The organism is Streptomyces pseudovenezuelae, from assembly GCF_029892565.1.
GTDB lineage: Bacteria > Actinomycetota > Actinomycetes > Streptomycetales > Streptomycetaceae > Streptomyces > Streptomyces pseudovenezuelae_A.
On sequence record NZ_JARXVH010000010.1, the window covers coordinates 50,099 to 71,897 of the forward strand.

Annotated in this window: 20 protein-coding genes; 12 read left to right on the plus strand and 8 right to left on the minus strand. The window is 70.4% G+C overall.

The genetic code is table 11. The features are described from left to right. Positions 1-52: 52 nt before the first annotated feature. On the minus strand, positions 53-1,540 hold the full coding sequence (locus M2283_RS29640; RefSeq protein WP_280879743.1) for a glycoside hydrolase family 3 N-terminal domain-containing protein: 1,488 nt from the start codon (positions 1,538-1,540) through the stop codon (positions 53-55). A gap of 372 nt (positions 1,541-1,912) precedes the next feature. Here M2283_RS29640 and M2283_RS29645 point away from each other — a divergent pair, with 372 nt between their 5' ends. The 3 genes from M2283_RS29645 (at position 1,913) to M2283_RS29655 (ending at position 5,642) form a co-directional block, all read left to right on the plus strand. Continuing rightward, positions 1,913-3,061 (plus strand): lysylphosphatidylglycerol synthase transmembrane domain-containing protein, encoded by a 1,149-nt coding sequence (locus tag M2283_RS29645; protein ID WP_280879495.1) that lies wholly within the window; start codon positions 1,913-1,915, stop codon positions 3,059-3,061. A gap of 211 nt (positions 3,062-3,272) precedes the next feature. Beyond that, on the plus strand, positions 3,273-3,716 hold the full coding sequence (locus M2283_RS29650) for a hypothetical protein (RefSeq protein WP_280879496.1): 444 nt from the start codon (positions 3,273-3,275) through the stop codon (positions 3,714-3,716). Positions 3,717-3,725: 9 nt separating this feature from the next. Further along, entirely contained in the window at positions 3,726-5,642 is a 1,917-nt protein-coding gene (locus M2283_RS29655) for a M64 family metallopeptidase (RefSeq protein WP_280879497.1), read from the plus strand. A gap of 126 nt (positions 5,643-5,768) precedes the next feature. On the opposite strand, the gene M2283_RS29660 is transcribed toward M2283_RS29655, so the two are convergent. Continuing rightward, a complete protein-coding gene (locus M2283_RS29660; protein WP_280879498.1) occupies positions 5,769-7,739 on the minus strand; it encodes a sigma-70 family RNA polymerase sigma factor in 1,971 nt (656 codons plus the stop codon). A gap of 230 nt (positions 7,740-7,969) precedes the next feature. Between M2283_RS29660 and M2283_RS29665 the strand changes: the two genes are divergently transcribed. Next, positions 7,970-9,010, plus strand: a complete 1,041-nt coding sequence (locus M2283_RS29665; protein WP_280879499.1) for a thaumatin family protein — start codon at positions 7,970-7,972, stop codon at positions 9,008-9,010. Between the two features lie 24 nt (positions 9,011-9,034). Here the strand turns inward: M2283_RS29665 and M2283_RS29670 are convergent, their stop codons facing one another. Together M2283_RS29670 and M2283_RS29675 are read right to left on the minus strand one after the other, a co-directional pair. Beyond that, positions 9,035-10,021, minus strand: coding sequence for a L,D-transpeptidase (locus M2283_RS29670; protein WP_280879500.1), 987 nt, complete (start codon positions 10,019-10,021; stop codon positions 9,035-9,037). 119 nt (positions 10,022-10,140) lie between these two features. Next, complete coding sequence (locus M2283_RS29675) at positions 10,141-11,124, minus strand: helix-turn-helix transcriptional regulator (protein ID WP_280879501.1); 984 nt, start codon at positions 11,122-11,124, stop codon at positions 10,141-10,143. 160 nt (positions 11,125-11,284) lie between these two features. Here M2283_RS29675 and M2283_RS29680 point away from each other — a divergent pair, with 160 nt between their 5' ends. Further along, positions 11,285-11,707 carry a VOC family protein gene (locus M2283_RS29680; protein WP_280879502.1) on the plus strand — a complete coding sequence of 141 codons (423 nt, stop codon included), beginning with the start codon at positions 11,285-11,287 and terminating at the stop codon, positions 11,705-11,707. Positions 11,708-11,832: 125 nt separating this feature from the next. On the opposite strand, the gene M2283_RS29685 is transcribed toward M2283_RS29680, so the two are convergent. Next, positions 11,833-12,801, minus strand: coding sequence for an alpha/beta hydrolase (locus M2283_RS29685; protein WP_280879503.1), 969 nt, complete (start codon positions 12,799-12,801; stop codon positions 11,833-11,835). Between the two features lie 94 nt (positions 12,802-12,895). Further along, a complete protein-coding gene (locus M2283_RS29690) occupies positions 12,896-13,213 on the minus strand; it encodes a putative quinol monooxygenase (RefSeq protein WP_280879504.1) in 318 nt (105 codons plus the stop codon). 144 nt (positions 13,214-13,357) lie between these two features. Between M2283_RS29690 and M2283_RS51995 the strand changes: the two genes are divergently transcribed. The 6 genes from M2283_RS51995 (at position 13,358) to M2283_RS29720 (ending at position 18,838) form a co-directional block, all read left to right on the plus strand. Continuing rightward, positions 13,358-13,612 carry a hypothetical protein gene (locus M2283_RS51995; protein WP_432423143.1) on the plus strand — a complete coding sequence of 85 codons (255 nt, stop codon included), beginning with the start codon at positions 13,358-13,360 and terminating at the stop codon, positions 13,610-13,612. Positions 13,613-13,732: 120 nt separating this feature from the next. Beyond that, entirely contained in the window at positions 13,733-14,482 is a 750-nt protein-coding gene (locus M2283_RS29700; RefSeq protein WP_280879505.1) for an SDR family oxidoreductase, read from the plus strand. A gap of 265 nt (positions 14,483-14,747) precedes the next feature. Then, positions 14,748-14,870, plus strand: coding sequence for a hypothetical protein (locus M2283_RS29705; protein WP_280879506.1), 123 nt, complete (start codon positions 14,748-14,750; stop codon positions 14,868-14,870). A gap of 433 nt (positions 14,871-15,303) precedes the next feature. After that, positions 15,304-15,690, plus strand: coding sequence for a hypothetical protein (locus M2283_RS29710; protein WP_280879507.1), 387 nt, complete (start codon positions 15,304-15,306; stop codon positions 15,688-15,690). 240 nt (positions 15,691-15,930) lie between these two features. Continuing rightward, entirely contained in the window at positions 15,931-18,135 is a 2,205-nt protein-coding gene (locus tag M2283_RS29715; RefSeq protein ID WP_432423144.1) for a glycoside hydrolase domain-containing protein, read from the plus strand. Positions 18,136-18,184: 49 nt separating this feature from the next. Continuing rightward, positions 18,185-18,838: a hypothetical protein gene (locus M2283_RS29720; RefSeq protein WP_280879508.1), complete on the plus strand. Its 654-nt coding sequence runs from the start codon at positions 18,185-18,187 to the stop codon at positions 18,836-18,838. Between the two features lie 218 nt (positions 18,839-19,056). Here the strand turns inward: M2283_RS29720 and M2283_RS29725 are convergent, their stop codons facing one another. Beyond that, a complete protein-coding gene (locus M2283_RS29725) occupies positions 19,057-19,941 on the minus strand; it encodes a helix-turn-helix domain-containing protein (RefSeq protein WP_280879509.1) in 885 nt (294 codons plus the stop codon). Between the two features lie 143 nt (positions 19,942-20,084). Between M2283_RS29725 and M2283_RS29730 the strand changes: the two genes are divergently transcribed. Continuing rightward, entirely contained in the window at positions 20,085-21,101 is a 1,017-nt protein-coding gene (locus M2283_RS29730) for an aldo/keto reductase (RefSeq protein WP_280879510.1), read from the plus strand. A gap of 277 nt (positions 21,102-21,378) precedes the next feature. Here the strand turns inward: M2283_RS29730 and msrB are convergent, their stop codons facing one another. After that, complete coding sequence (msrB, locus tag M2283_RS29735) at positions 21,379-21,786, minus strand: peptide-methionine (R)-S-oxide reductase MsrB (protein WP_280879511.1); 408 nt, start codon at positions 21,784-21,786, stop codon at positions 21,379-21,381. Positions 21,787-21,799 lie beyond the last annotated feature (13 nt).

Consider the following 21,799-nt stretch of genomic DNA (forward strand, 5'->3'; position numbering starts at 1 on the left):
CGCTGATCGATGCGGGCCCGGAACTCTCAGTCCCGCCCCTGCTCCCCCGCCCCTATTTCCCCGCCAACACCTCTGCCGCCGCCCGCAAGTTGACCCGGGCGCGTCCGTAGGAGCAGAGGGCGCCGCCCTCGGGGAGGCCGGTGTCCACGCGTAGCGCCTCCGGGCGGCGGGTCAGGAGGGCGTCGCGGAGGTGGGTCTGCCAGGGGTGCAGGCCGGCGTCGCACGTCGCCACGATCAGGGGCGAGTTGCCGACCACGCGCAGGATGCCGTCGACGAGGTCGGAGGGGTCGCACGGCTCGCCGGTGACCGCGGTGCCGGTGGCCGTGGGGTCGAGCGGGCGCAGTTCGGTGAGCAGGTCCTCGCCGCCCCAGTTGAGTGCGGGGTGCGGTGTCGGAAAGAGGTCGACGACGTGGGCCCCGCGTATGGGCGCCGGCAGGGAGCGGCTGCGTACGGCCTTGCGTGCCGCGATGAGGCCGGCACCGGAGTCCCAGCCCGCGACGGATGCGACGGCCGGTGCCGCGTACCGGTCGGCGAGGTGCCGGACCCGCCCGGCGGCCTCGTACACCCGCTCCTCGGTCAGCCGCCGGGTGTGCAGGGCGTCAAGCACCGCGTCCCGGCAGGCCAGGGTGACCTCCAGGTCGGGTACGGCGACGATGACCTGGTCGGCGCCCACGGCGAGGGCTATGCGCGCGCCGGCCGCCTCGCCGTAGCGGTCGGCGATCGCCTTCATCTCCAGGGCGTCGCTGACCAGGACGCCGTCGAAGCCGATCTCGTGCCGGAGCAGGTCGCGCAGGACGCGGCGGCTGAGGGTGGCGGGGCGGTTGGCGTCGAGGGCGGGGAAGACGACGTGCGCGCTCATCATCATCGGCACCCCGGCCGCGACCGCCGCACGGAACGGCGCGAGGTCGGCCCACAGTTGGTCGTACGGCCGGGGGTCGACGGCGAGGTCGTGGTGGCTGTCGGTCACGGTGCCGCCGTGGCCGGGGAAGTGCTTGGCGCAGGAGGCGATGCCGCGGGCCTCGGTGGCGCTGATCCAGGCGCGCAGATGGCGGGCGGCGAGGTCGGGGTCGGCACCGAAGGAGCGGGTGCGCACGATCGGGTTGTCCGGGCGGAACTGGAGGTCGGCGACCGGGGCGTACGAGGCGTTGATGCCGAGGGTGGCCAGGTGGCCTGCGAGCGCGTCGGCGCAGCGGGCGGTGAGGTCCGGGTCGTCGGCGACGCCGAGGGCGTAGGAGCCGGGGACCTCGGGGGCGCCGGCCTTCACCAGGTGGCCGATGCCGCCGCCCTCGTTGTCGATGGCGATCATCAGGTCGGGGCGCAGGGCGTGCAGGGCGTCGGTGAGCTCGCGGACCTGCTCGGCGTCGCGCACGTTGCGGGTGAACAGGATGACGCCGCCCAGGCCGCGGTCGACGAGGCGCTTGAGGGTGTCGGGGAAGGTGGTGGTGCCCTCGAAGCCGGCGACCAGACAGCGGTGGACCGCCTCGTCCAGGTCGGAGGAGACGGAGGACAGGGCCGGGGCGGAGGCCTGGCCGACGGACACGCGCTCGGGGGTCACCCTCGGAATTCTTCTGGCTCAATCAGCCGAAAGTCAACATGCCCTTGGATTGTTTGATTCACCGACCCAGCGGCCTGCGTTTCGTGCCCGGCGGTGGCCGCGTCACCGGGGCGTGCCGTGGTGGGACATCGGACAGGACCGGTGGCGGGAGCGGTGACGGGGCCCTGGGCGGGTGGATCCGGGTGGGGTGGGAAGACTCGTACGTGTACGCGCCCGCGGCGCGTCGGTTTCCGGACACCATGGCGTCACGCCGGACGGGAACGGTTCGGCCGTCCCCTCCTGCCTCGCCCCGTATCCGTCCCGCTCGCTCGCCGCCCCCGCGGCGCGCGGGAGTGACGTGGAAGGACGACGTGCGCCGTGACCCTGCTGCCGCTCGACGCCACGCCCACCGCCCCCTCCGAACCGCTCGCCGCCGGGCCACTCCCCGCCCCGGCCACCTGCCCCGCCGCATCCCTCGTCCCCGCGGTCGCCGGCGCCCCCACCGGCACCGAGTCCCCCGCCCTCGCTCCCCTCCCCCTCCCCTCACTCCCGCCACTCCCCTCGTTCCTGTCCCTCCCGCGCCTGCCCCGCTCCTGGGCCCGGCTGATCCGCCGCACCCTCGTACTGCTCCCCGTCCTGCTGATCGGCGCCTGGGTGGTGAACGACTGGCGGACCCTGTACGACGGCACCACCCGGCTGGGGTCGGCCGACCCCTGGTGGCTGCTGGCCGCGTTCTTCTTCACCTGCCTGGGCTGGCTGTCCGCCTCGTGCGTACGGCAGGGCGCCCTGCCGGAGCGGCTCCCGACCGGACTGCTGATCGCGTCGCAGTTCGCCGCCGGCGCCGCCAACCACGTACTGCCGGCGAGCCTCGGCGCCCACGCCGTCACCCTGCGCTTCCTGCTGGGCCGCGGCATCCCCTTCGCCCGGGCCACCGCTTCCCTCGCCCTGTACTCCCTGGTCAGGCCGATCGCGAAGACGATGGTGCTGCTCGGGTTCCTGGTGGCCTACCCCGATCTGCTGGGCCTGGGCGAACTCGTCCCGGACAAGCGGACGTTGTTCCTGGTCACGGGCAGCGCGACGCTCGGCCTCGGCACCGCGGCCGTCCTGGTGACGACCGTACGACCGCTGCGCCGCCCGCTCCTGGACGGCGTACGCACCGCCCTGACCGACGTACGGACGCTGCACACCCGGCCCTCCCGGATCATCGCCCTGTGGGGCGGGGCGGCCGCCGCGCCGGTGCTCCAGGCGACCGTGATCATGTGCGTGGGCGCCTCGCTGGGCCTCACCCTGACCTGGGCGCAGGTCACCTTCGCGTTCCTGGTCGCGAGCACCGCGGTCGGCGCCGTGCCCGCGCCGGGCGGCATCGGCCCGATCGACGCGGCGATGGTCTTCACCCTGTCCGCGCTCGGCGCCCCCGTGGACCTCGCCGCGGCCAGCCTCATCGGCTACCGCGTCCTGACGGTCTGGTTGCCGCTGGTGCCGGGCGCGTTGGTGCTGTCGGCACTCGTCCAGCGAAAGGTGCTCTGAGCAGGACGCGCGTCAGTGAGCCTCATGGCGGCGGGAGTTGAGCGGACGGGGTCCTACCTCCCGCGGCCCTCACCCCATTGCCCGAGCCTCCACTAGACGGCACAGGGCAGGCGCCTGCGACTTCTCGTGCCCTGCAACTCCCAGGGCTTGCCGGGCACATGGTCACCGAGGAACGTCTCCGGACAACCGACTTCTCTGGGGATGATTCATCATGACCAGCCCAGAACAGACACCGAGCACCCAGGCGGTCCGCCTGATCTTCGAGTACGAGGGCGAGTCCGTCACGCTTGTCGCACAGCAGCCCGTCGACACCGTCGTCAGCGGCTTCGACGCCCACCCGGACGTAAGCCCCGGCCACTTCGTGGAGGCGCGGGACGAGGACGGGCACGGCCTGGCCCGGGTAGCCGCGCGCGGTGCCTTCCAGGAGAGCGCCGAGGTCTTTCCCGAGGACCACTCGGAGCCCATCACCCGCGTCGACGTGGCGGCGCGCGGCGCGTTCACCGTGCTGCTCCCGGCCCCGCCCGAGGCCACCGAGGTCGCCGTCGTACGTGTCGACCGGGCCGGGTCCGGGGCGCAGCCCTTCGGCGGCGCGACCAGCCCACCGCCCGGTGCGGTGTCCGACGTGGACCTCGCCACCTTCCGGCTCCAGCGGTAGGGGGCGGCCGTGACCACGACCGACGGCACCGTCCAGGGCCGCACACAGATATTCGGCTCCGCGCCGCCCAACCGCGCCTTCTCCGTCGTCCTGCTCGGCGACGGCTTCACCGCCGCGCAGCAGACCGACTTCGAGACCGTCTGCAAGGAGTTCGTCGACGCCCTGATCGCGACTCCGCCCTACGACGAACTCGCGCCGGCGATCAACATCTGGCGTGTGAACGTCACCTCCACCGACTCCGGCGCCGACGACCCGGCCTCCGCCCCCGGCGGCACCGGCGCGACGGCCCGCACCTACTTCGACTCCACCTTCGGCGGCAACGGCATCCGCCGGCTGCTGGTCTGCAACAACTCGACCGTCTTACAGACGGCCGCGGCCCAGGTGCCGGAGTTCTCCGTGGCGATCGTCGTCGTCAACTCCACGGTCTACGGCGGCAGCGGCGGCTCGGTCGGCACGTACTCGCTGGCCGCCGGCGCCACCGAGATCGCCCTCCACGAGATCGGGCACACGGCCTACGGTCTCGCGGACGAGTACCCGTACTACGCCGGCGGCAACGAGACCGGCCACGACCACCACCCGGCCGGTGAGCCGGGCGAGCCGAACGTCACGCTCAACACCAACCGCACGACGCTGAAGTGGGGTTGGGCGGTCGCCGCGGCCACGGCCCTGCCCACCATGAGCAACCCGGACTGCGCGACGGTGGACAACCGGGCCAGTACGGTGGCGGCCGGCACGGTCGGCTGCTTCGAGGGCGCGCACTACTACCACTGCGGCGCCTTCCGCCCCGAACACAACTGCAAGATGCGGGAGTTGAGCATCCCGTTCTGCCGGGTCTGCCGTCAGGTGATCTGGAACCGGATCGGCCCGCTGGCCACCCTGCCCGCCCGCGACCGTACGCCGATCAGCGTCGTCGCCCGCTACCCCGAGCACCTCGACGTGTTCGCGGTCGCCTCGGACGGGCGCACCATGTCCGACTGGTGGGACCAGTCGAGCGGTTGGGCGGGCTGGTTCCAGCTGTCCGGCGGCTTCGCCTCACCCGGCGGCACCGGCTCGCCGATCACCTCGGTCGCCCGCTACTCGGGCCACCTCGACCTGTTCGTCGTCGGCACCGACAACCGCGTCTACTCCTCGTGGTGGGACCGGTCCAGCGGCTGGGCGCCCTGGTTCCGGGTCGGCAGCCTCGTCGCCCGCCCCGGCTCGACGGTCAACGTGGTCAGCCGCTACTCCGACCACCTGGACCTGTTCACCACCGCCTCCGACGGCCGCACCATGTCGACGTGGTGGGACGCCCGTACCGGCTGGGCCGCCGACTGGTTCCAGATCGGCGGCGGGGTCGCGGCGAACGGCGCCTCCGTCACCGCGGTCGCCCGGCACCCGTTCCACCTCGACGTGTTCACGGTGGGCACGGACAACCGCGTCTACAGCGCCTGGTGGGACGACCGCACCGGCTGGTCGGCCTGGTTCCCGCTGCCGGGCATCAGCTGCCGTCCCGACTCCACGGTCACCGCGGTCGCCCGCCACCCCGACCATCTCGACCTGTTCACCACCGCGTCCGACGGGAAGATCATGTCGACGTGGTGGGACGCCCGTGGCGGCTGGGCGAGTTGGTTCCAGATCGCCGGCGGCGTCGCCTCGGCGGGCTCCCCGGTGACGGCCGTGGTCCGCTACACGAACCACATGGACCTGTTCGTCGTCGGCACCGACAACCGGGTCTACTCCACGTGGTGGCACGACACCACGGGCTGGGCCGCCTGGTTCAACGTCTCCGGCGGCCTCGCCAAGCCCGGCAGCCAGATCGCGGCGCTGAGCCGGGTCACCGAGCACCTCGACGTGTTCTCGGTCGGCACGGACGGCCTGGTCCAGAGCACGTGGTGGGACGGCACGGGCGGCTGGGCCGCTGGCTGGTTCCGGCTCGCGATCAGTTAGGCGGTGACGCCGGCGACCCGGGTGGCAGGCAAGGCGGCCACCCGGGTCGCCGCCTCGCATGACCTGGCATGACCTTGTGCTGGGCGCCCGTCCCCGTCTCCACGGGGCGGGCGCCTGTCTCGTCGATCAGCGGGCGGCCTGGAAGGCCCGTCCCGCCACCGTCGCCGTCGTACCGTTCGTGAACAGCCCACTGCTCGGCTTCGACGGATCCGCGCCCAGCCCGAACCACGCGTAACGCTGCACGTAGGACAGGCCGTCCAGCGCCTTGGTGGACGCGGTGACGAAGTCCGCCTGCTTTTGCGGGGAGGGGAAACGCGTCCCCTGGGAGAAGTCGATCAGCGCGTACTCGGTGAGCCAGATCGGCTTGTGATAGCGCGCGTACACCGCGGCCAGATACGACTTCAGCTGGTCCACCGCCTGCGGGGTGCGGAAGTCACCGCCGTACCAGTGCAGCGTGATGAAGTCGACCCGGTACCCCTTCGCCGCCGCACCGGACATGAACCGGTCCAGCCAGCCACCCGCCGTGTCCCCGCCGTACGCGACCGCGGGGCTGCCCAGGGTCTTGCCGGCCGCCATGAGCTTGGGCCACAGACCCAGCGCCTGCTCGACCGACATGTTGGACTGCTGCGCCATGTCCGGTTCGTTGAACCCGAGGAGATAGGGACCGTTCGCGCGGGCCTGGGCCAGGGCTCCGTCCGTGACGGAGTCCGCTCCCCAGATCATCGGCACGAAGGAGGTCGACGACGGTGTCGTGACCCCTTGGTGCTGGGTGTTCCAGGTGTAGTACCAACTCGCCCCGCTCGCGCCGAGCGCCTGACTCACCCCGTTGAAGGTCCACACGCCGACGCCCTTCTTGGCGCCGGAGGCGATCTGCACGGGGGCCGCGGCGGTGTGCTTGGAGGGAGTCGGCTTGGGCTTCCGGGTCGGGGACTGGCTGGGGCTCGCGGACTTGGAGAGGGAGGGGGACGGAGTGGCGCTGGGGGACGTGACGGCGACGGGGGTGGGCGGTGCCGACTCCGCGGCCGGGGCGGCGGAGCCTCCCGTCATCCGCGCCGCGACCAGCGCGGCCACCGCGACGACGGCGACGGCCGAACCACCGATGACCTGGTTACGAACACCACGCGCAGCCGTACGACCGGTCCGGCGCCCGTGACCTCGCCGCGCTCCCCGATGGCCGCGGCCCACTCCCCTGTGCGCGGACGGGGCGCCGGAACCGGACGAGGAACCGCCGTCGGAACCCGTACCGGACGAGGAACCGGCGCCCGAGCCGGCCGACTGACCGCCACCGGTGACGGTGACCAGCACGCGGGACGGGTCGAGGCTGGCGGGCACGGCCAGCAGTGGGAGACCGCTCAGCAGCCGGTCCATCGGGAGCAGCCCGTCGTCCAGGCCCTCGCACACCCGACAGTCACGGATGTGCCGGGCGAACCGCTTGCGCCACAGGGCACTCGGCGTGCCGTCCCACAGGGCGGCCATCTCGTCCAGCTCGGCACAGCGCGGGGTCGCGGTCAGCGACCGCACCACGACCCGCGATATCTCCATCTGCTTCTTCATGCGCTGCACCCGCACGGCGGCGTGCCGGTCGGACAGCCCCAGCGCGCCCGCGAGTTCGGCGCGTTCCAGCTCCCCGGTCTCCTCAAGCCACCACAGGGACAGCAGTTCCTGATCGTCCGTGTCGAGCCAGCGCGTGGCCTCGGCGACCTCGCGGCGCTGCTCGGTCAGTCCCAGCCGCAGGATGGTCAGACCGGCGAAGTCGAGGGCGGGGTCGGTGATCGCCTCCGCGTCCTCCAGGTGCGCCCGGCGGTCGCGGTCGGTGGCCCGCGACTGCTCACGGTCCCGCACCTGTCTGATCGTGATGGCCACCAGCCAGGACCGGAACGCGGAGGGGTCCCGCAGTTTCGGCAGCCCCCGCACCATGCGCAACAGCGTCTCCTGTACGACGTCATCGACGTCGGCGTGACCGTTCAGGGCCCGGCCGACGATGTTGTAGACCAGCGGCAGGGACTGCGTGACCAGGGCGTCCAGGGCCTGTCTGTCGCCCGCGCCCGCGGCGGTCACCACGCCGGAGTCGGGTCCACTCCTGTGGAACTTGGGCATGTGGGTCTGTTCCTCCGCGTGTGGTCCGGCTGTGGCGGCTTCCCAGGCCCAGAACCGGACTTCCGGAACCGGACCTGAGGAGCGCGCTCCCTGGAACGGAGACCGCCTGCGCAGCCGGGTACAACAGAAAAATCGGCCGATCGGCTTCGCAATTTATGTTGTCCGGCCGCCGTGGACCAGGTCACCGATAGGCAGGGACGCATCTGAAGAGGACGAGGAAGGGCGCAGGAATGGCACGAGGACGCAGACGACACGGCGCACGGGCACCCCGCCGACGCCGGTGGTGGTACGCCGGGGCAGCCGCCCTCGCGACGACCGCCACGGTACTGATCGCCTACGGCGCGTGGTCGCCGTCCGGAACCGACGGCCCTCGCACGGTGGACCGCCAGGACGCCGCCGCGCTCCCGTCCGGACCGGGCGGCCCGTCGCCCTCGCCGAGCCACAACCCTTCTGCCTCCCCTTCCCCTTCCCCTTCCCCTTCGCCGTCCGCCTCGGTCTCGGCCTCGCCCTCGGTCAAGGCCGGCGCGTCGGGAAAGAGCACGGGGAAGCCGACCGGCGGGTCGGAGGGGTCGGCGGGTCAGCCGTCGTCGGCGCCCGCGGGCAAGCGTCTGATCACGGTCGTCAACCGGACCCCGAAGACGGTCTGGGCGATCGTCACCAACACCGCCGTCTACCCGCAGGGCCGCAAACTGGCCCCGGGCCAGAGCCTGTCGGTGACGGTGGCGAACAACTGGGGCGGCCGCATCTGGGGCCGCACGGGCTGCACCTCTACGGCCGCGGGGTACTGCGCGACCGGCGACTGCACCAGCGTCTGCAACGGCCCCAACCCGCCCACCACGTTGGGTGAGTTCACCTTCGACGCGTACGCGGGCATGGACTTCTACGACGTGAGCATGGTCGACGGTTCGAACCTGCCGATGTACATCAACGTCTCGCACACCACGACCGTCGACCCGGTCAGCTCCGCGGGCTGCTACAAGGGCGTCTGCACCACGGACGTCGACTGCCCCACCACGATGCGGGCCACCTCGGGCGGCCAGGTCATCGGCTGCAAGCCTCCGTGCGCGGCGTTCGGCGGCGACACGTACTGCTGTCGGGGCGCCTGGGCGGGCCGCGAGAACTGCGTGCCCTCGAAGTGGCCGGTGGACTACACCCAGGTCTTCAAGCGGGCCGCCCCGTACGCCTATTCGTACGCTTTCGACGACGGGGCGACGATGCCCTGCAAGGGGGCCTGCTACTACAAGGTGACCTTCGGGACGACCGGTTCGTAGGAGGCCGGCCGCCTCTTCAGCGCGTCACAGCGTGGCGGTCGTGCTCTCCCCGGAGGCGCTGCCCGCGAGCCACTGGTCCCAGCCCAGGTTGAAGTCGGCGTAGCCGTTGTCGGCCGGGGCCTTGGCGCGGGGCGAGCCGGTGATGGTGATGGGGTCGCCCTGCTTGACCTGGCCGTAGAACCACTTGGCGTCGGCCATGGACAGGTGGACGCAGCCGTGCGAGCCGCGGGCGCTGCCGCTGCCCGGGTTCGGGTCGCCGGTCGAGTAGTGCACGTACGTGCCGGACTGGGTGAGGTGGACGTCCCAGGGCAGCGTCAGGTCGTAGTAGTTGGGGCTGCCCTTGTCGCAGCTGATGCCGACGCTGCAGGAGGTCATGTGGACCTTCTCCTGCTTGTCGATGACGGCCATCGTGCCGTTCCACGTCGGGTACTCGGCGCTGCCCGCGTTGATCGACAGGGTGCGCACCGGGCTGCCGTTGCGGGTCACCTTCATGGTGTGGCCGGTCACGGAGACGTCCGCGCGCACGTCGTCACCGATCTTGAAGGTGTGCGTGTAGCCGTGCACGCCGTAGCGTCCGTTGCCGTTGCTGACGCCCTTCATGTCTGCGTCGATCTTCACCGTCGTACCGGAGGGCCAGTACGCCTTCGGGCGCCAGTCGGCTCGCTTGTCGCCCATCCAGTGCCAGGCGCCGGCCACCGGCTGCGAGGCACTCACCTTCATGTGCTTCTCGACCGTGGCCCGTGCCTTGGCCGCCACGGGGTTCGTGAAGATCACCGAGATCGGCATGGCCACGCCGACGGTGGTTCCGGTCTGCGGGGTGATGGTGTCCAGCAGCATCGGCGGTCCGGCCGGTTTCGTCGGTGAGGGCGAGGCACTCACACTCGCCTTGCCCGACGCCTTCGCGTCGCCCCCACTCGCCTTGTCACTGCCGCCCCCGCCGCAGGCACTCGCGCCCACCAGCACCACACCCGTTATGAGCGCGATCCCTATGCTGCCCTTGCGCCGTCCCACGGCGTGCCCCACTCTCTCTCGCTCTTCGGCCCTGACAGACCCGGCTCCCTGTCAGACGGTCGGGGCGTGCCCCGCAGTTGCACGTACCACGTAAAACGTGTCTCAAGACTCGTTACGCGTCACAGTTGCCGCGGCCGGGCTGCGTGGGCGTAGCGGGCGGCGAGGTCCCCGAACGCGGTGGCCAGTTGGGGCGGGCCGATGACCTCGATATCGGTGTCGAAGCGGCCGATGGCGGCGGCGAGTCCGGTCCATGACCAGGAGCCGAGGATGAGCCGGCAGTGGTGGGGACCGAGTTCCACGACGATTCCGTCCTGGGCGAAGGGCGCGACATCGGCGGCCGGGAGGTGGAGGACGACTTCGCCTCGGCAGGGCCAGTCGGTGGTGGTGCCGTCGTTGCCGCGGAACCGGCTGGTGACGAAGGTGGCGACGGAGCCGCCGGGGAGGTCGCGCGGGGCGAAGCGGGGGCCGGTGGGTGTGCGGGGCCGGATGCGGTCGACGCGGAAGGTACGCCAGTCCTCGCGGTGGAGGTCCCAGGCCACCAGGTACCAGTGATGCCGCCAGGTGACCAGGTGGTGGGGTTGTGCGCGGCGGACGTCAGCGGCCGAGGTGCTCGGACCCGGGGCGTAGTCGAAGCGCAGTTCCTCGTGGGCGTGGATGGCGCGGCTCAGGACCAGCAGGACCTGGGCGTCGACCTGGGGGGTGTCGCCGGCCGCCGCGGGCGGCTGGACCGCGGTGATGTGCAACAGGTCGATGCGGTGGCGCAGGCGGGGCGGCATGACCTGGCGGAGGGTGGCCAGCGCGCGGGAGGCGTCTTCGGCGACGGTGGTGCCGGCGGCCGCGGTCTGCAGCGCGACGGCCAGGGCGACGGCCTGCGCGTCGTCGAACAGCATGGGCGGCAGGTGAGTGCCGGCCTCCAGGCGGTAGCCGCCGGCCGGTCCTTTGACGGTCGTGATCGGGTAGTCGAGTTCGCGCAGGCGCTCGATGTCACGGCGCACCGTGCGCGAGGTGACGCCGAGACGCTCGGCGAGATCGTCGCCGGACCAGTCACGGGGCGTTTGAAGGAGCGAGAGCAGCGCGAGCAGCCGGGCGGACGTCTTGTGCATGACACCCATACTTCCCGGAGTACCGGACACGCCCTGTCCTCTACCTCTGCCAACGTGGCATACGCGCCGTTCGGGAGGCGTGACCCCTGGTCACGGCAGCCGCCGCTCGGCATCGACGGCCGACGGCACACATGTGTCACACCGAGGCAAGGAGCAGGTCATGTCCGTCACGACCACCACTCACCTGAACTTCCGGGGCACCGCAGGTGAGGCGCTGGACTTCTACCGGTCCGTCTTCGGCGGACGGACTGTCGCGGTCACCTACAAGGACGTGGGCGCCGTACGGAACGAGAGCGAGGCGGACTGGGTGATGTGGGGCGAGGTGGTCGGCGACGACGGCTTCCACGTCATGGCCTACGACGTGCCCTCGCAACTGCCCTGGAACCAGGGCGAGAACTCGTTCTTCGTCTCCGTGCGGGGAGACGAAGCCGAGGAGATCAGCGCCCTGTGGGGCAAGCTCGCCGAGGGCTCGACCATCGTGAGTCCGCTGGAGCCCGCGCAGTGGGCACCGTTGTACGGCATGCTCACCGACCGCTTCGGCGTCACCTGGGTCCTGGACGTCACCACTCCGTACAACGGCTGAACCAACGGGGGTGGATGCCGGGCGCGCCAGGAAATCGCCGCCGATATCGCCAGGCTTCCCCTGGCGGCCACCGTGATCGCGGAGATCACGAATCCGTAGCGGGCAGCCGTGGTCGTCACCCGTGGTCAGGCGGAGCCGTCAGTGAGCAGGAGTCGGGTGAGCCAGTCGGTGCGGGTTCGGCGGGCCGTGGCCGAGATGTCTGCCTGCGGGTACAGGGCGTCGAAGCCGTGGAAGCCGCCTGCCCAGACGTGGAGTTCGGCCTGGCCGCCGGCCGCCCAGATGCGGGTGGCGTAGTCGGTGTCCTCGTCGCGGAAGACTTCGGCGGAGCCGGCGTCGATGTAGGTGGTCGGCAGGCCCGAGAGGTCCTCGGCCCGGGCGGGCGAGACGTACGCGGACACCTCGTCGACGGTGCGGTCGCCGAGAACGGCTCGCCATCCGAACTCGTTCATCTCGCCGGTCCAGACACCGGGCACGCCGGAGTACTGGCGGCTGGAGGTGGTGGTGTTGCGGTGGTCGAGCATGGGGCAGATCAGCACCTGCGCGGCGATCGCCGGGGAGCCGAGGTCGCGTGCCAGCAGGGTGAGGCCCGCAGCGAGGCCGCCGCCCGCGCTGGCACCGGCGACGACGATCCGGGCGGGGTCGATGCCCAGTTCCTCGGAGTGTTCGACGGTCCAGAGCAGACCTTGGTGGCAGTCGTCGACGAGGGTGGTGCCGGTGACTTCCGGTGCGAGCCGGTAGTCCACGGAGACCACGACCGCGCCGAACTCGTCGAGCCACTCCAGCGGGATGTCGATCTGCGAGAAGCGGTCGCCCATGACCATCCCGCCACCGTGGATCCAGTAGACGCAGGGGGCGGCCGTGGTGCGCTCGGTGTTCGCGGGGCTGAAGACCGACAGGGGGATCGGGGCACCGTCCTTGGCGGGCACGGTGAGCTCGCGACGGTCGACCTGCCGGCGGGCGAGGAGGGGCTCGACGGGCGGCGAGGGGAGCTGACGCAGTTGCGCGAGCACTTCCGGGCTGAGCTGTGACATCAGCGGCATGTCGGCGAGCAGTTCACGCAGTTCGGGGTCGAGGGCGGGGCGTGCTGTGGCCATGGTCATTGCCTTTCGCAGGGTGGTACCGGACATTCGGGCGGGGACTGGACCGCCTCGGCGGACGCCGAGACGGCAGACCGGAGCGATCCGGGGTTCAGAAGGCGGCCTTGCCGCGGACCGGCACGTAGTCGGTGTACTCGGACTCCTTGGCCAGCAGTCCGTCTATCTGCGCCACGATGGCCTGGGCGGCCTCGCCGGCGAAGATCCGGTGGTGGTCCTCCTCGCTGGTCCAGCCCTCGGTGACATGGACGACGTCGGGGTCGGACGCGGAACGGGAGACGAGGTAGACGACGCAGTGTTCGCTCGCACCGGGGCTGCCCTCGTCCAGGCCGGTCAGCAGCAGCTCGACCAGCCGGTCGCCCATGTGGGGCTTGGCGGTCAGGGTGGCGTTGAAGCCGTACTTGGCATTCATGGATTCCTTCTTCCGTATCGCTGGAGTGAAGTGGCTCCATTCAATGCCCCTGACCTGCTGAAACGTTAGAACGATGCTCGCGAGCACTTGCACGATCCTCGCGGCTTCGGGAGCAGGATGGCGACGGAGGGCTGCAGTGGGCGCATGCCCCTGGAAGTGTTCCGAACCCTGCTGGACCGGCATGCCCGGCCCGCCGAACTCCTGCTGAGGGCTGGTCCCGGCGAACTCCCCCGCACCGGCGGAGGCACGCCGTCGGGGAGCGCCGTCAGCGACGCCCCGCCCGCCCTGCTCGACACCGCAGTCAGCCAGGACGCGGCCCTCCTGCGGAACACCGTGCGCACACCCGTGAGCATCCCGCCCAGAGCGGAACCGGAAAACAGAAGAGGATCGTGCAAGTAAAGGGGAGAATGATTCTACTATTTCCGCAGGTAAGACCGATTTACTGGGATCAGCAGTTACTCCGCTGAGTAGGAAAATGCCTGCTCGTTGCGGATCCCACCCCATCGCAAGGATCCCAGCATGAAGACAGTTCTGATCACTGGTGCCTCATCCGGATACGGGCGGGAGACCGCCCTCTACTTCCACTCGCAGGGGTGGAACGTCATCGCCACGATGCGCACGCCGCGTGCGGGCGTCCTGCCCGAGTCGGACCGGCTGCGCGTCATCGAGCTCGACGTGACCAAGCCCGAGACCATCACCGCCGCGTTCGAGGCAGCGGGGCCCGTCGACGTCCTGGTCAACAACGCGGGCGTCCCGTCGATCGGCGTGTTCGAGGGCACCCCCATGGCCCGGGTGCGGGACGTCTTCGAGACCAACACGTTCGGCGTGATGGCAACAACCCAGGCCGTGCTTCCCCAGTTCCGCGAGCGAGGCTCCGGCGTGGTGGTCAACGTGACCTCCAGCGTGGTGCTGGGCCACATGCCCCTCTCGGCCGTCTACAAGGCGAGCAAGATGGCCATCGAGGGGTTCACCGCATCCCTCTCGCTCGAACTCGCGCCCTTCGGCGTGCAGGCGAAGACGGTCGAGCCGGGTGCCTGCCTGACGACCAACTTCGCCGCCACCGCGACGAACGACGCGTCGGTGGACGAGCTGGTCCCGGCGCCCTACGCACCGTGGGCGAAGAAGACCATGGACGCCTTCACGGGCCAGGACCTGTTCACCAAGGAGAGCGACGTCGCCGAGACGGTGTGGCACGCCGTGCACGACACGACCGGCCAGCTGCGATTCCCGGCCGGCCCCGACGCGGTCTGGCTCGCCCAGGCGAAGTGATCAACCAGCAGGCAGAGGAACACCGTACCGATACCAACAGCCGGCCCCGCACGCATACGCGGGGCCGGCTCGCTGTCCAAGGGCTCCAGGTGCATCCGGCCCCCAGCCAGTACGCCAGCGCGTTGAGGATCTCCGGTGGGGTCGCAGCGCATACCGGAGGGTTGCCCTGACATGTGTCAGGACTTCAGCTCCCGCTGTCTGGCTAGGGTCTGTCCACGTCGCCGGTTGTAGGTCGACGCCGTTGCTTCTGAGACGAGGGGAACTCATGAGTCGCTCCATGGACCGCAGGACACTGCTGAGGTCGGCCGGGTCCGCTCTTTCGGACGGCACCGGCTACGACAGCAACTTCCGGGCCGTCAACCCGTATGTCCAGAGCGGCATTTGGTGACAGCCGTCCGATCGGCGGCCCGCGTCGCCGCCTGGTGACCGTCCCGTCCACAGCGGCGGCGCACGTTCGCCCAACGACCCGCACCAGACGGCTCGTAGCCGCACTGATGGTGGCCTGGGCACTTGTCGGGGCCCGAAGCATGAACGGTGGCGGGCGATCCCACCGCGCACCGCGGTTCGCGATGTTCGTGAGCACTCCGCGCCGGCAGCCCCGATCGCGGGTCGAGCGCTCTCTCGTTTCTCCCCACGTGGTTCCCGCTGTTGGAGCGGGCCGACTGCGTGTGCCTGGCGATGTCCCAGTGTGTCCGTCGATTGTTCATGAGCGCCGACTCGGCGTTGAAGTACCCCTTCGAAGCATTTCCCATGTGCTGCGTGCCGCCCGGTGTGGCTCCCGGGCCCGCACCGACCGTTAACACTCCAAGGAGGAATCAGTAATGATCCGTTCCCTGAAGGCCGCCGCTGTGGCCACGGCATCCACCGTCGTCGCCACCGCCGGCCTCGTTGTCGGCACGGCGGGCGCTGCCCACGCGACCGGTCATGGCGAGGGCTTCTACGGCGTTTGGGCCTCCGGCGTCAATGTTCGTGCCGGCGGCGGGGAGCAGTGCTACCTGTACCCGTCGTCCGCCAACTGCCCGACCGTGCAGACCACGGTGAGCAGCCCGGCCCAGGTGTGGGTGTACTGCCAGCAGGAGGGCGCTCAGAGCGTCGGCGGCAACCCGTACTGGGTGTGGGTCCTCACCGCGAGCGGCCACCACGGCTACATGGCCGGCTACTACATCGACAACGCCACCAACTGGATCGACGGCGTCCCGGACTGCTGACGCGGCGTCGAAAGACACGACCGACACAGAGCGAGCACCTATCCCTGGTCCGGTGCGCGTACCGGACCAGGCAGTCCGCTGTCCCGTGTTGGCGGGACGGGACGGGACGGCTGCGGTGCGGCCCGATCACTGCCTGCGACAGCGGGTTCGGCAGGCCGCTGATCCTGCCCGCCCGTCAGCCCCGTTCCCGCCCGCACCGGAGTTTGCACGCCCGCGCAGGAGCCCGTGAAAGGACACAGCGTGGCCGACCAGATGGTCATCGAGGCACAGAAATTCATCAACTCCTACGACGTAGCCGGAATCCCGAAGGTCGAGGAGAACGGCCGCACCAGTTGGGCCGTCATGTTCGCGCTGACCCGGGCGCTCCAGTACGAGTTGGGCATCACCTCCCTGTCCGACAGCTTCGGTCCGACGACGCTCGCCACCCTCCAGTCCCGCCACCCCGTCATCAATGCGGGCACCCAGCACGCGAAGATCCTCAAGGTGGTGCAGTCCGCGCTGTACTGCAAGGGCTACGACGGTGGCGGCATCGACGGCACCTACAACGGCTCCGTGGCCGCGTCGGTCCGCGAGTTGACGCAGAACATGGGCGTCGACGGCTCCTTCGCGGACGGTGTGGTGCCCAAGGTGTTCAAGGCGCTGCTCACCATGGACGCGTATGTCGTCATCGAGGGCGGCAGCGAGCTGACCCGCGCGGTGCAGCAGTGGATGAACGGCCGCTATGTCGGCCGCCGCAACTTCTTCATCGTGCCGTGCGACGGTCACTTCTCACGGGATGTGCAGAAGGCGCTGATGTTTGCGATCCAGTTCGAGATAGGCATGAGTGACGACGTCGCGAACGGGGTCTTCGGCCCCGGCACCCAGCAGGGCATCAGGAACAACCCCCTCTCGGAGGGCTCGTCGGGGACGTGGGTGAGTCTCTTCACGGCCGCCATGATCTTCAACAAGCGCGGCGGGGTGTTCTTCGACAGCCACTTCGACGCCGACCTGGCGACACGCGTGCGTAGCTTCCAGAACTTCGCGAAGCTCCCGGTCACCGGGCGCGGGGACTTCCAGACCTGGGCCTCGCTGCTGGTGTCCACCGGCGACGCCACCCGCAAGGGGACCGCGGCCGACTGCGTCACCGAGGTCACCGACGCGCGGGCGGCGGCGCTCAGGGACGCGGGCTACCAGATCGTGGGCCGCTACCTGTCCAACGTCCCCAACTCCTCACTCGACAAGAACATCAAGTCCGGCGAGCTGGGCCGGATGGCCGCCTACGGTCTGAACTGCTTCCCGATCTACCAGACCTGGGGCGGGGAGGCTGCCTACTTCCGCCGCGAGCAGGGAATCGCCGACGCCTTCGCCGCCATCGAGCGGGCCAAGCACTACGGCTTCAGACCCGGCACACGTATCTACTTCGCGGTCGACTTCGACGCCCTCGACCACGAGGTCACCGACAACATCCTTCCGCACTTCCGTGCGATCCGGGACGTCGTCAACGAGCACGGCCAGGGGTACCTGGCGGGCATCTACGGACCCCGCAACGTATGCAGCCGCGTCGCCGCCGCGGGATACACCTCGGCCAGTTTCGTCTGCGACATGTCCACCGGGTTCTCCGGGAATCTGGGCTATCCGCTGCCCAACGACTGGGCCTTCGACCAGATCTCCACGATCTCGGTGGGAGCGGGCGGCGGCCTCATCGAGATCGACAACAACATCGTGTCCGGCCGTGACGCCGGCCAGAACACCTACAACCCTGAGCAGATCACCGCGGACTTGGACGTCAATATGGACATGTCCAGGCGGAGTTCCCTGCTCGCGGACGTCCAGTCGTATCTCCTCAACAGCATGGGTGTGCCGGAGGAGGGCGGGAACCAGGGCGCGCAGATTCTCACGTACCGGTCGACCACCCAGGCGTTCGACATTCTGATGAGCTTCGACGGGCTGGTCACCCAGCTCGCGCGCACCTTCCGAATGCGCAAGGCCATCATCCAGAGCCCGCTGCTGTGGGAGACGCGTATGTACAACAGCCTGGATGTCGTCGGCGACGAGGCGGTCATCGACCATTACGACGGGACCGGACTCAGCACGAAGAACGACGCCAGCACCGGCCTCGCACAGATCTTCGCCGCCACCGCCATCCGCGGACGCAACCACTGCATCCGGGCCGGCCTGACCGGCGGCACCATCATGGACGCCGCCAACGAGAACGACCTGTGGAACGTCTGGCAGCAACTGCACAACGACCACAACTACAACATCGGTACGCTGCCCGCCGTTCTGATCCAGGGAGCCGACGAGATCGGCGTTCCCCAGCCGTCCATGGTCACCGGTGAGGAGCACACCCGGCTCACGCTGGCCCGCTTCAACGGCGAAGGTGAACGAGCCCAGGACTACGGCACCGCAATGCTCGGCCTGCACCGGGTGTTCGAGAAGTACAACGCGCCCCTGCGTGGCCTGTGACGGCACTGATCGCCACCCATCGCACCTCTCACTCTCAGACGGGACCGGCATGCCCCTCTCATCCCCGCACCCGCCGCGCCGTCGCGTACTGCGCACCGGACTCGGCCTGACGGCAGCGGCCAGCCTTGCGACGTTCGTGACCCCCTCCCCGGCGTCCGCGTCCGCGCGGGCCGCCGAGGAAGGCCCGCGTGCACACCCCACAAGCGCCAACGGCTGGCCGATGGAACCGCAGGCCGACGCGTCGGGAGGCATCTGGACCCGCCAGGTGCCGGGCAGTTCGGTCTCCGTGGCCCTGCGCATCGGTGAAGCGGCCACCGTGCTCGTCCATGTCATCCGCCGCTACCACTACGAGATCGACAGCCTCGTTCACGGCGAGGTGATCGGTTTCCGCCCGGCGGACAGCGCTCTGAAGGGCTACGCGACCAACCACGCCTCGGGGACCGCGGTCGCGATCCGCCCGACCTGGTACCCGGACGGCGCCAAGGGCGGTCTCTTCCCCCACCAACTGGCCGCCGTCCGCGACATCCTCAAGGAGTGCCAGGACGTGGTGGCCTGGGGAGGAGACTTCCGCCGCCCGAACGAGTCCCACTTCCAGATCGACGTACCCCCCTCGGACCCGCGCCTGAGGCGGCTCGCGGCCAGGATCCGCCGCTGGGAGGACAGTCCCGGACAAGGCGCGGGCACGCTCACACTGGGCGCCTGACACAGGCACAACAGAGCCTTGTGGGGTGCCGGGTGGCGATGCCGACCGATGCCGGGCTGGGCGCCCCGCCCGGCGGGCCTGGCTGGGCCGACACGAGCTCGCGGCCGGCGCGGTGGCCGGCCTGTCCTCTGTTGTCGGTAATGGCCGTGGTCGAGACCGGTACCCGGGCCCTGGTCGGCGTGGTCCTGGGCTCGGTGCGCGGTGCGCGGTGAACGGTTTCAGGGCCGTGGGGCGTCCGGTTGTGCGGCCGGTGCCGGGTGCTGCGGGGACCGGGACCAACTGGCCAGCAGCTTCAGGCGTTCCGCGGAGGGGGACCCTGGTTCGGCGGTGGAGACGCCCAGGGTCTGCTCGGGGTCGTCGGCGGGGGCGAAGGCCTCGTAGCCCAGGACGAGTTCGCCGACGACGGGATGGTGGTAGCGCTTGGTGCCGTGGGTGCGCTGGAACACGTCATGGTCGGCCCACCAGTGGCGGAAGTCCGCGTCCTGGACGGAGAGTTCGCCGATGAGTTCGGCCAGGGCGGGGTCGTGCGGGTGACGTCCCGCGTACAGGCGAAGTGAGGCGACGATGCCGCGGGCCGCGCCTTCCCAGTCGGCGTACAGGGTCCGGAAGTGGTCGTCGAGGAAGACCAGGCGGGCCATGTTCCGGCTGTGGGCGGGCAGGGCCTCGAAGTCCGTGTACAGGGCGACGGCGAGGTCGTTGGCGGCCAGGACGTCCATGCGGCGGCCGTAGACGAGGGCGGGGACGTCGGTGAGGCTGTCGAGCAGCAGTCGCAGACCGGGACGGACGCGCTGCGGGGGCAGCGGGCGAGGACGGGTGCGGGCCGGTTTGGCGATCCGGAACAGGTGGCCGCGCTCCAGATCGGTGAGGCGCAGGGCGCGGGCGATCGCGTCCAGGACGGATGCGGAGACGTTGAGGTGGCGTCCGCGCTCCAGGCGGACGTAATAGTCGACGCTGACGCCGGCGAGTTGGGCGACCTCCTCGCGCCGCAGGCCCGGAACGCGGCGGGTGCCGGGCTGGGGTGCCAGGCCCGCTTCTTCGGGGGTGATCTTCGCGCGGCGCGAGCGGAGAAAGTCCCGCAGCTCGCTGTTGGGTTCCTGGGCCATACCACCACCGTAGACCGGGGTGACCTGGGGAGTAGCTGCGCCAGAGGGGGTTTGTTGGACCCCCGGTCGAAGCGGGTCTCCCGCCCCGGCCGCGAGGGGTGCTCGCCTGGTGGAAGGCAAGCACGCACCTGGAGGGACCCCTGATGAAGCACAGGATTCTCGGCGGCACCGGCATGTCGGTGAGCGAATACGCACTCGGCACGATGATGTTCGGCGCGATGGGCAACACCGATCACGACGAGTCGGTCCACATGATCCACACGGCGCTGGACGCCGGGATCAACCTCGTCGACACCGCCGACGTGTACTCCGGCGGCGAGTCGGAGGTGATCGTGGGCAAGGCACTGAAGGGCCGCCGCGACGACATCGTCCTGGCCACCAAATTCGGGCTGGCGATGGGCGAGGACCCCAACCGGGGCGGCGGCTCGGCCCGCTGGATCCGCCGCGCGGTGGAGGACAGCCTGCGCCGCCTGGACACCGACCACATCGACCTCTACCAGATGCACCGCCCGGACCCGCACACCGACATCGACGAGACCCTCGGCGCTCTGTCGGACCTGATCCGGGCCGGAAAGGTCCGTGCCGTCGGCGGCTCGTTCTTCTCCCCCGAGGAAATCGTGCGGGCCCAGTGGACGGCCGAGCGCCGCAGCCATCACCGTTTCCGCACCGAGCAGCCGCCGTACTCGATTCTCACCCGCGGTGTGGAGAGCCGGGTGCTGCCCACCGCCCAGCGCTACGGCATGGGCGTGCTGACCTTCGGCCCGCTCAACTCCGGCTGGCTCTCGGGCCGCGCGGATCCCACCGCCGGGCACCGCAGCGCCGGCGCGGGGGCGAAGATGTTCGACCTCAGCCGGCCGGGCGTACAGGCCAAGGCCGACGCCGTGCGCGAACTGACCGCTCTGGCCGCCGAGGCCGGCCTGCCGCTGCCTCATCTGGCCACCGCTTTCGTCCGTGCCCATCCGGCGGTCACCGCGGTACTCATCGGCCCGCGCCGCCCCGAACAGCTGACCGACCTGCTCGCCGCGGCCGACGTAGAACTCGGCGACGACATCCTCGACCGCATCGACGAGATCGTCCCGCCCGGCGTCGACGTGAATCCCGGCGACTTCTACATCGACCCCACCCCGCCGATCACCGACAAACGCCTGCGCCGCCGCTGAAACCCACTCGCCAACGCTGCCGGCGTCCGGAGCCGCGGTCGGGGCCGGCGTCCATCGCCCGGGAGCACAGCACATCGGTGGGCCTGGCCGCGGTCAGCCGGGCGACGGCGTTGGCCGGGGTGACCGGACTGCGGTCAGGGAGGCGTCGACGCCCGCGTGCGGGCTGCCGGGGTCGTCCGCACCAGCCGCTGTTCCGGAAAGCACCAGCTCACGGCGGCCACCGGATCGTACAGATGTTGTCGGTACCCCGCCCAGGGCTCGAACCTGCGGTCCCGCGTCAGCCCTCGTCGGGCGTCAGCCGCAGCGAAATGCTGTTGATGCAGTACCGCTGGTCGGTCGGGGTCGCGTACCCCTCGCCCTCGAAGACGTGCCCGAGGTGCGAGCCGCAGCGGGCGCAGCGCACCTCTGTGCGGACCATGCCGTGGGCGCGGTCCTCGATCAGCTCCACCGCGTCGGTGTCCTTGGGGTCGAAGAAGGACGGCCAGCCGCAGTGGGACTCGAACTTCTCGGTGGAGGTGAAGAGTTCGGCGCCGCAGGCGCGACAGGAGTAGACGCCCTTGGTCTTGGAGTCGGTGTACTCACCGGTGAACGCCGGCTCCGTGGCGGCCTGCCGCAGCACCGCGTACTCGGCCGGGTTCAGCTCCGCGCGCCATTCCTCGTCCGGCTTTTCGACGTCGTACGACATGAAGCTCAGCCCC